The sequence below is a fragment of the Frankia sp. CgJB1 genome (assembly GCF_977947065.1).
On record NZ_CDWTNB010000175.1, the window covers coordinates 1 to 8,322 of the forward strand.

The 8,322-nt window shown below is 68.2% G+C and carries 10 protein-coding genes and 1 pseudogene; 3 read left to right on the plus strand and 8 right to left on the minus strand.

The features are described 5' to 3' along the window. Both AC08OT_RS16760 and AC08OT_RS16765 read left to right on the plus strand, forming a co-directional pair. Nucleotides 1-351 (plus strand): O-methyltransferase (locus AC08OT_RS16760; protein WP_476603014.1); only part of this gene is annotated, 351 nt, incomplete at its 5' end. 216 nt (nt 352-567) lie between these two features. Beyond that, on the plus strand, nt 568-999 hold the full coding sequence (locus AC08OT_RS16765; RefSeq protein ID WP_476594082.1) for an RrF2 family transcriptional regulator: 432 nt from the start codon (nt 568-570) through the stop codon (nt 997-999). 268 nt (nt 1,000-1,267) lie between these two features. Here AC08OT_RS16765 and AC08OT_RS16770 read toward each other — a convergent pair whose 3' ends face one another. Both AC08OT_RS16770 and AC08OT_RS16775 read right to left on the minus strand, forming a co-directional pair. Then, a complete protein-coding gene (locus tag AC08OT_RS16770) occupies nt 1,268-1,603 on the minus strand; it encodes an indolepyruvate ferredoxin oxidoreductase subunit alpha (RefSeq protein WP_476594081.1) in 336 nt (111 codons plus the stop codon). A gap of 441 nt (nt 1,604-2,044) precedes the next feature. After that, the gene (locus AC08OT_RS16775) at nt 2,045-2,689 is read right to left on the minus strand and encodes a hypothetical protein (RefSeq protein WP_476603015.1); all 645 of its coding nucleotides are present in this window, start codon (nt 2,687-2,689) and stop codon (nt 2,045-2,047) included. A gap of 359 nt (nt 2,690-3,048) precedes the next feature. Here AC08OT_RS16775 and AC08OT_RS16780 point away from each other — a divergent pair, with 359 nt between their 5' ends. Continuing rightward, nucleotides 3,049-3,762: a VIT1/CCC1 transporter family protein gene (locus tag AC08OT_RS16780; protein WP_476594079.1), complete on the plus strand. Its 714-nt coding sequence runs from the start codon at nt 3,049-3,051 to the stop codon at nt 3,760-3,762. Between the two features lie 127 nt (nt 3,763-3,889). Here AC08OT_RS16780 and AC08OT_RS16785 read toward each other — a convergent pair whose 3' ends face one another. The 6 genes and pseudogenes from AC08OT_RS16785 to AC08OT_RS16810 form a co-directional block, all read right to left on the minus strand. Next, entirely contained in the window at nt 3,890-4,759 is an 870-nt protein-coding gene (locus AC08OT_RS16785; RefSeq protein ID WP_476603016.1) for a MurR/RpiR family transcriptional regulator, read from the minus strand. Between the two features lie 167 nt (nt 4,760-4,926). Next, the gene (locus tag AC08OT_RS16790) at nt 4,927-5,355 is read right to left on the minus strand and encodes a hypothetical protein (protein ID WP_476594085.1); all 429 of its coding nucleotides are present in this window, start codon (nt 5,353-5,355) and stop codon (nt 4,927-4,929) included. Between the two features lie 352 nt (nt 5,356-5,707). Continuing rightward, nucleotides 5,708-6,688 carry an FAD-dependent monooxygenase gene (locus tag AC08OT_RS16795; protein WP_476596183.1) on the minus strand — a complete coding sequence of 327 codons (981 nt, stop codon included), beginning with the start codon at nt 6,686-6,688 and terminating at the stop codon, nt 5,708-5,710. A 29-nt stretch (nt 6,689-6,717) separates the two neighbouring features. Next, the gene (locus tag AC08OT_RS16800) at nt 6,718-7,065 is read right to left on the minus strand and encodes a VOC family protein (RefSeq protein ID WP_476596184.1); all 348 of its coding nucleotides are present in this window, start codon (nt 7,063-7,065) and stop codon (nt 6,718-6,720) included. A gap of 359 nt (nt 7,066-7,424) precedes the next feature. Beyond that, nucleotides 7,425-8,183 (minus strand): annotated as a pseudogene (locus AC08OT_RS16805) (substrate-binding domain-containing protein); the annotation flags it as partial. After that, nucleotides 8,168-8,322: ATP-binding cassette domain-containing protein (locus AC08OT_RS16810; RefSeq protein ID WP_476594084.1), on the minus strand; the 155-nt coding region annotated here is incomplete at its 5' end. The gene AC08OT_RS16810 and the pseudogene AC08OT_RS16805, both read right to left, overlap by 16 nt.

An 8,322-nucleotide genomic window follows, 5' to 3' on the forward strand; every position in this document is an offset into this window, starting at 1 on the left:
GGTGTTTCCGATCACATCGACCTCGTCCTCGGACCGGCGGCCGACAGCCTCGGCATACTCCCCGAAGAACCCACCTTCGACCTGGCGTTCATCGACGCGGACAAGACCTCGTATAGGAGGTATTACGAGCTTCTCCTTCCCCGGATGAACCCGAACGGGGCCATCATCGTCGACAATGTGTTGCAGTATGGGAACGTAGTGCGCTCCCACTCGGACAATCCTGCTGTCGTCGCCGTCAAACAGTTCAACGATCTTCTTACCGACGACTCCCGGGTACAGGTTGTCATGCTGCCCATTGCGGACGGACTGACCATCGTCCGGAAACTGCCCTCGCCGCGGACACCCGTCTAGACTCCCCCGGCCGGGGGGTCCGCGGTCGCCACGAGGAGGCCGGCACCGGCCGGCACCGGTCGGTCCCGGCGCGATGTCACACCCGGGGCCGCGCTCCCGCCGAGGTCCGATCTCGGCAGGCGGCACCCGTGGGACGCAGGTGCCGTCGGGACAATCTTCTACGAAGAGTAGAAGGCAAGATGGTCGGGTGACCGTCACCTCGACAGGTGCGCTCCCATGCACCTGACCCAGTCGACCGACCTGGCGCTGCGGGCGCTCATGCTCGCAGCCACCCGGGAGGATCGCCTCACCGTCCGCGACCTCTCGAAAGCCCTCGATGTTCCGCTCACCCACATGGCGAAGATCGTGCAATGCCTCCAGCGGCTCGACCTCGTGGTCACCGTACGCGGACGCACCGGCGGGGTGCTGCTCGCCCCGGGCGCGACGCAGGTCACCGTCGGGCACATCGTCCGTGCCCTCGAGGGCACGGACGAGTTCGTCTCCTGCGACGGTCCCCCGTGCCCGCTGCGATGCGCCTGCCGATTGCGCCCCCTCCTGCGACGAGCCCAGGAGAACTTCCTGGTCACGCTCGACGAGGTGACCCTCGCCGAGCTCACCGACGAACCCGCCGGCGCCGTCCTGCGCTCCCTCGCGCCACCGGTCCGCTGACACCCGGCCCCGCCCTCCACGAAACGCCCTGGAACTACCCGGGACTGGACGAGCGGACCCCGCCGTTCTGTCGGACCTCCGGGATAGAATCGTCTGGAACGCAGGCTGGTTACGGGAGGAATCCCCCGCAACGTCTCGGCGTCAGGCCGGCGCCTCGGACCCGAGGTCCGCCAGCACCGGCCTTTCCGCGAATTCTCTCGGTTCGTTTTTCCCGCTACTGCTCCGCTTTATCGTGCTCCGCCCCGGCGAATACCCGAGGTCACCCTCGTCAGCTTCCGTAGGCGGCGATGAAGGGCGTATCAGCCTTGATCTTACCGAGCTTCGTGGCACCGCCCGGCTCGCCGAGCGGTGCGTCCCGACCTGGCAGGATGGTGCTGAAGAACAGCGCCTCGCTTTCAATGAACTCCTTGTCCTTCGCGGAAACACGGTCGTCACTGATGGCCGCGCCGACCGGGCAGGACACTGCGCAGGCGCCGCATTCCGTGCACTCGTCCGGATTGATGTACATCTTACGGTCACCCTCGTAGATGCAATCGGCCGGGCACCCCTCCAGGCAGGAGCCGTCCTTGACATCGATACACGCGGCGGTGATGACAAATGGCATGAGAACCCTCACTTTCGATCGACCATGCCGGACCACATCCGGACGGCAGTCAATCCCATGGCTGGCCTCCGACTTCTTCTCGGCTGGTTCCGACCGAGACGGATGGCCGTGCGGCGAACCCGAATGAATGGTATAGGTTCGCGGGGCGCTGGCAGGTCGTGCACCGTGAACGGCATGTAAACAAATTATCCGCGAGGCAAGCCTCATGGATATCCTCGAAATCCACTCGAAGGAAAATCTCAAGGATATTTTTATCAATAACATTATCTTGACCCGAATCACGCTTGAATACCCGCCCGCATTTTCCCGGAGGACGCCATCACGGTACCGGCACGAGGCAGCAGGGTAGCGGGGCCGCCCCCGGGAGAAATCCGGACGCCGGTACCCGCCGGCCGTACCCACCGGGCGTACCCACTGATCACACTCCGGGAAGGCCGCTGATCATGCGGCGTCACCGGCGTTCCCCAGACCCCGCCCGGGCGGGGGTTCACGATCCAGGCGGAGGTTCGAGGGCCCGGGGGCAGGCGATCGTTGCAGGTGGGACGGAATTTCCATCCGGACGATCTCGCCGTAGGCGAGGAATCTCATGAGCACGAAGAACCAGTGCGCCGGCCACACCTGCAGTCGGACGGGGGGTTGGCCGGCAAGCATGATGACCATGCTGTCGCCGTCCACACCGGACGCCCTCAGGTACGGGTAGCCGATATCGGTCCAGCCGGTCGTGAGCGCCAGCACGAGGCGCCAGTTCGTCAGGAAAAGGTGCCCCTGGGAGACAGGGCGCCACTGGACCACGGCGAGCGCCTCGGCGCGCCTGCGCTGGCTGCCGTTGTACAGGGCACTGCCGAGCAGGGACGCGCCGAGCAGAAGGGGACTACCGAAGGCGACGAACCACCCCTGATTATAGGTGACGTTCTGGCCGATGTACTGCCAGAAGCAGACGGGTGCCTGGGCCAGCACGGCTTCACCCGCACCCAGCGCGATCTGCACGGGTTGTGCCCGCGGACGCCATCCGCGCGTGAGCGCCTCACCGAGTTCCGCGCCAGCCAGCCAGCTCTCCTCGTACGGGGTACGCGGTCCCGGCCGCATCGGACGATGTCGGGGCAAGGTCACCAATCCCACGTCGCGCGATCACTGTCAGCCTTGATTGTCCATCATTGCCGTTCATCATTCGCAGGGCCGGCGCGGGGCATCCGGATTGGTTCACCTCCGCGCGTAGGCCGGGCGGGACCTTCCCCGACCGGCCTACGGGTTTTCCCGCGCCGACCGGCGGCCGGAATTCCGTCAGCCTTGTACTCGGTCAGGCCTTGTACTCGGTCGGGGCATGTACTCGGTCATGACGCCCCCCGCACGATTTCCAGCGGTCTACCTCGAGGAACGGGCAGAGATGGTTCTTGATCCGTTGAGCGTACCCATGCTGATCGCCAACGCCGTGCTGTAATGCCCCCATGGCGACATTCGGTGCGATGCGACGGCACCCGGAGCGGCACAGCACGAACCGTTCGGGCTGGCTGCGCGCGGCCGTCCTCGGCGCGAACGACGGCCTGGTCTCCACCTCCAGCCTCATCGTCGGCGTCGCCGCGAGCGGCGCCTCCACCGGCGCGGTCCTGACCGCCGGGATCGCGGGTCTGACCGCGGGGGCGATGTCGATGGCGGCCGGGGAGTATGTGTCGGTGAGCTCCCAGGCCGACGTGGAACACGCGGACCGGGCGAAGGAGAGCGCGGAGCTGGCGGCCAACCCCGCGGCCGAGCTCGCCGAGCTGGTCGGCATCTACGAGCGGCGCGGCCTTCCGCACGACCTCGCCAGGCAGGTCGCCGTGGCACTGACCGAGCGGGGTGCGCTGGAGGCGCACCTGCGCGACGAACTCGGCCAGAGTGAGGCCACCCGGGCGCGCCCGGTCCAGGCCGCCGTCGCGTCGGCGGGCAGCTTCACGGCCGGCGGGCTGGTGCCGTTCCTCGGGATGTCGGCCCCGGCGGGGGCGGGCCGCCTGGCGCTCGTCGTCGTGGTGACGATGATCGGTCTCGCCGTCGCGGGCATGCTCGCCGCGCGGGCCGCCGGTATGGCGCTGCTACGTCCGGCCCTGCGCGTCGTGCTGGGCGGCGCCGCGGCCATGCTGGTCACCGCGCTGGTCGGTCTGATCACCGGCGCGGCCGGCGGCTGACCGACCGCCGGGACGTACCTGAGCCCACGACCGATCCACCGCTGGTCCGTGGGCTCATACCGTTCCTCGGTGGGCGCGGGGCGAACCACGGGTCGTCGGCACCGGCGCCGCCGGGTCTGGTAGGCGGCTACATCCGGTGTTCGACGATCACGTCGGCGGTCATCGCCAGCGCGCCGGGGCTGCGCGGGCTGCGCACCACCACGAGGGCGAACAGGGCGTCGAGCACCGACAGGTGCACGATCCGGCTGGTCATCGCCTCGATGCGATACGCCGTCTCCCGACTGCCCACCACCACCGCGTGCTGCACCAGCTCGGTCAACGGTGACCGGGCAAAGCTCGTGATCGCGGCGGTGTGCGCCCCGGTGTCCACGGCCGCCCGCATCGCCGCCAGTGTCTCCGCCGTCGAGCCGGTGTGGCTGACCGCAACACACAGATCACCCGCCGCTAGCATCCGGGCGGTGACGTGCTGCACATGCGCGTCCCCGGCGAACCGCGCATCGACCCCGACCGTGGTCAGCCGGTAGGCGGCATCCATCGCCAGCGGCGCCGACGTCCCCACCGCCACGAACAACGTCCGCGGCGCGGCGACAACCAGGTCGGCGATCGCCGCCAGCACGCCACCGTCGATCCCCCGCGCCGCCTCGGTCAGCGCACTCGCCGCCCCGCCGAGCACCTTCCCGGCGATCTCATCCGGGCCATCGGCCGCGGACACCTCGTCCACCAGCTGCCGCTCCACCGGCAGCGTCTCCCGGATCAGCGCCAGCTTGAGTTCCTGATAGCCCCGAAGCCCGAGGCTCTGGCAGAACCGCACCACCGTTGCCGGCGAGCTTCCCGACACCTGCGCCAGCTCGCTCACCGACTGGTGGATCATCGCAACCGGGTCGGCGAGGACCTGCCGCGCCACCCGCTGCTCCGCCGACGACAGCGACGCCGACAAAGCCCGGATGCGCTCCAACACGGCGGGCGCGGCAGCGCCGCCCTCGACCCTCACAGTCACATCACTAGTCACGACACGTCACGCTAAGCGCGTAGACGCAACGGTCAGATGCCTAAAGGTAAACTTCGGATGAATATTCCATAGTATCATGTATCATGAAAGTGCATTTCGGTCCCGGGCGGTCGGTGTCGGCCAGGGTGAAGGGGTCCGGAGCTCGTCCGCGACCCTCAGCGCATGATCCCAGTATGGCCGAGGGAGTAGCGACCGGGTTGCGGCCAGACCGCGAGACCGTGCGGCTCACGGCCGACGGGGATCCGAGCCAGCAGCCGGCCGGCCTTCGGCTCCGATATTTCCCGTCCAAGGAAGACCTGGTTCTCGGTGAGACGCACGCCCTGATCCCGGTGCTCCAAGAGCATGTCCGCGTCCGCCCGGCCGACGAGCCCCCGTAGACCGCCGTGTGTAACGCGTTGTTCGCCATCGCGGCTGAGCGTGGCGTCGGCCTCGGCCTTCTGTTCAGCGGCCCACCGGTCGCCTTTGTGACCCAACCGAGCAGGTCCGCCACGACATTGCTGCGCGAGTTCGAGGACGGCCTGGCACACGCCCTTGCCGAACGACTCAGCCGGGCGGACGGCGGCGGCGATGCGCAGCACTCTCATCGCCTTCTCCGCGCTGCCCCAACCGGACCGGACGCTCACGACCGCGTTGCGCCTGCTCCAGGAGACGTTCGCGATCCTCCGGCAGTGAGTCCCCGTCCGGCAGGCGATCAACGGGTGACCGCAATCACAAGCCAACAAGGACCGGCGATCTGTCATTACTGACACATTCGACATCGAGGGCCGCCAGCTTGCCGACACCGGAACACGCGGGCCCGGATCCGCACCGTCGGCAGAGCAGCCGGAGGCGGTCGCCGAACATGCCCTGTCGTCGGACCGCTCGATCGATCAGACTGGGTAGGGCAGCAGCCCGCGGTCGGGTCGACAGGAGTCGGAAGGCCACCCGGGTTCGTCGTCATGCTGGTCCTTCCCGAACAGGCACCGTTCGGCGCGGTGCGAGCGAAGCCGGTTGGCGGGACCCGCGCGGCCGGTCCGAAGAGGCGGAGTTCTCAGCTCTGAGGCGGGAGGTGCGGGTGGGCGGCAGCAGCGGCAGCCACCCGGCCGAGTCCCGGGCTATGGCCGCGCCGACCGCGCCGTTTCCGCGCGCCTGCGGTGCCGCGGCCAGGACGACCCGGTCGGGGCGCACCAGCACGGCCCCGGCCCCCGCCCGGCGCAACCAGCCGGCCAAGATCCCGCCGTCGGAGATGACGGCGTCGTCACCGTCGTCCAGGCCGGCCGGATGCCCCGAACCGCTGGTGGCACCCGAACCGCTGGTGGCGGCGCGGACCTGGAAGACCCGCGCCCGCAGGCGCCGCGCCAGGACCGAGAGGCCGGGATCGAGCGGGCCGGAAGCGACGATCGCAAAGGAGTCACCGAGCAGGTCATCGAGGCGGCACCGACGCCGGTCGACGGTGACCCACGGTTGTGGAAGCAGGGTCCCGGCCAGGCCACCAAGACCGCGGTGGCGGGGTCGGACCAGCGGCCCGGCGGGTAGCCGGGGCGACGTCGTACGCGCGGCGGCATGGCTGAAGCCCGGGACCCGGCAGGCTCCAGCAAGGACCAGCCGCCGAGCGGCCGCGGCGTTGTCCTGACCACCGGTCATCGCCCAGCCGACCGTGATCGCCGTCCGGATCAGGCGGGCCACGTGGGGTTCGCGTTCGAGCTGGTAGGTGTCGAGCAGTCGGTCGTCGGCTCCTTCGGACAGCACCATAGCCAGCTTCCAGCTGAGGTTGGCGGCGTCGCGTAGCCCGGCGCCCATGCCCTGGCCAATGAACGGCGGGGTCACGTGCGCCGCGTCGCCAAGCAGGAAGACCCGCCCGAGGCGCCACCGGTCAGCGACCCGGGCCCGGAACGTGTATGCTGCCTGTCGCAGCACCTCCACCCCGGACCGTGGCACGCCGCGGATCCAGGGGGCTAGCAGCTCAGTCAGTGTCGCCGGGGCGGCCAGGTCCGCCTCGCTGTCAGCGGTGGCTGTTCGGGAAGTGCCGGTAAGGCCTCAACCCCCTGCACGACCCGGACCGGAATGCCGCTCGGGTCGCGCAGATCCACTACCCGGCCGCCGCCCCGCTCGTCGAGCTCCCGCACCTCGCTACCGCTAGACCTGGCCAGTCGTGACAGGTCGGACGGGTCCGCCGCATGGAACGCGGAGCCGACGAACCGGGACACCGGACCCCGCCGAACGATCATGCAGTGGATGCCCGGCAGGGTGCCGCGCAGGTAGAGCGCGTCCTGGGTGCGACACGCGACGGCGAAACCGAAATCCCGCGCGAACACCTTCGGCCCGATCCAGGTTCGGCTTCTCAAATTCCAACCACGCCAGGTCGGCAACCTTGATCACAGGATCGCGGGCCCGGCCCGGGTGTTCCCCGCGTTCCCTGCCCCACTCGCTGTGCAGGTGCTCGTGGGCAGTTGCCGAGCTTGTGCCGGAATGGTCAAGATCCATCATGATGGCCACCGTCTGGCGCGGCTGGGACGTCCACTTAGGCGGAAACCGGACCCGACCAGCGGGAGACCGTGACCGAGCGGCTGTCAAGGCGACTGTGCCCACCAGCGGCGGCCACGGCCTGACGCTTTACCAGGCCGTGGCCGAACTCCAAGCGACTCAGGACACTAGAAACCTTGCCTACATTCGGTCAGATCGGGCACTTGGTTGCCTGTAGCTCGTCCTGGATCTCGGGCTGGCCGATATTTTCCGCGGTGTAAACACGGGGCTGAAGAGTGACGACCTTGTCGACCGGCTTACCGGTCGCCGCCGCGACCGCCTGGTCCAGCGCCTTTACACCAGCTTCACGATAGTTGGTACTGATCACGCTGGAGATCTCGCCGCTCTTGACAGCTTTGTTGACCGCCGCAACGGTGTCATAGGTGACCACATAGATGCCGCTATTTCCGCGTTGGCGGAGAGCTGTCGACGCGCCGAGCGCGGCCAGTCCAAAGCTCGTGAAGACTGCCTTGACATCGGGGCCGCGCGCCAGGATCGCGTTCATTTTCGCCGTTGCCGTCTGAGGAGATACGTCGGTGATCTCCGCACCCAGGTATTTGATGTTCGAGTACTCCTTGATCTTGCTTTCGAAGTTGTGCCACCTTAGGTCGGACGGCACGCTCTGACCTGGGGTGAACGCAACGGCCGCAACTTTGCCACCCTCGGCTCCGAGGTGTTTCGCGATGAGTTCCGCGGCCAGCCGACCGCCGGCGGCCTCGTCCGCGACGACCTGCGAGGCAAGTGGAGCCGGATTGTCTAGCGTGTTAAATGCAGTCACGATCGGCAGCCCCTGGGCCTTGGCCTTGGCGAGGGGCGCGTACATCGCATTGGCGTCGGCCACGCTGATCATGAGTCCGTCGGGCTTGTCGGCCAGGACCGAGTTGAGGATCGGCGTCATCGCGGCGGCCGAGAACTCCTTGGGATATCGACGAAAACCTCACCCTGATCGGCGCGATGCCAACCCGAAAGAACCTTGGTCAGCGTGCTCTTGCCCGCGCCGTTGTCACCGACCAGGCCCACGATCTCGCCGCGACGAACCGTGAGGTTCG

Excerpts from the sequence above, each read along its gene's own strand:
- AC08OT_RS16770 (WP_476594081.1), bottom strand. The coding sequence starts at position 1,603 with ATGCCATTTGTCATCACCGCCGCGTGTATCGATGTCAAGGACGGCTCC.
- AC08OT_RS16780 (WP_476594079.1), top strand. The coding sequence starts at position 3,049 with ATGGCGACATTCGGTGCGATGCGACGGCACCCGGAGCGGCACAGCACG.
- AC08OT_RS16765 (WP_476594082.1), top strand. The coding sequence starts at position 568 with ATGCACCTGACCCAGTCGACCGACCTGGCGCTGCGGGCGCTCATGCTC.
- AC08OT_RS16790 (WP_476594085.1), bottom strand. The coding sequence starts at position 5,355 with ATGAGAGTGCTGCGCATCGCCGCCGCCGTCCGCCCGGCTGAGTCGTTC.
- AC08OT_RS16775 (WP_476603015.1), bottom strand. The coding sequence starts at position 2,689 with ATGCGGCCGGGACCGCGTACCCCGTACGAGGAGAGCTGGCTGGCTGGC.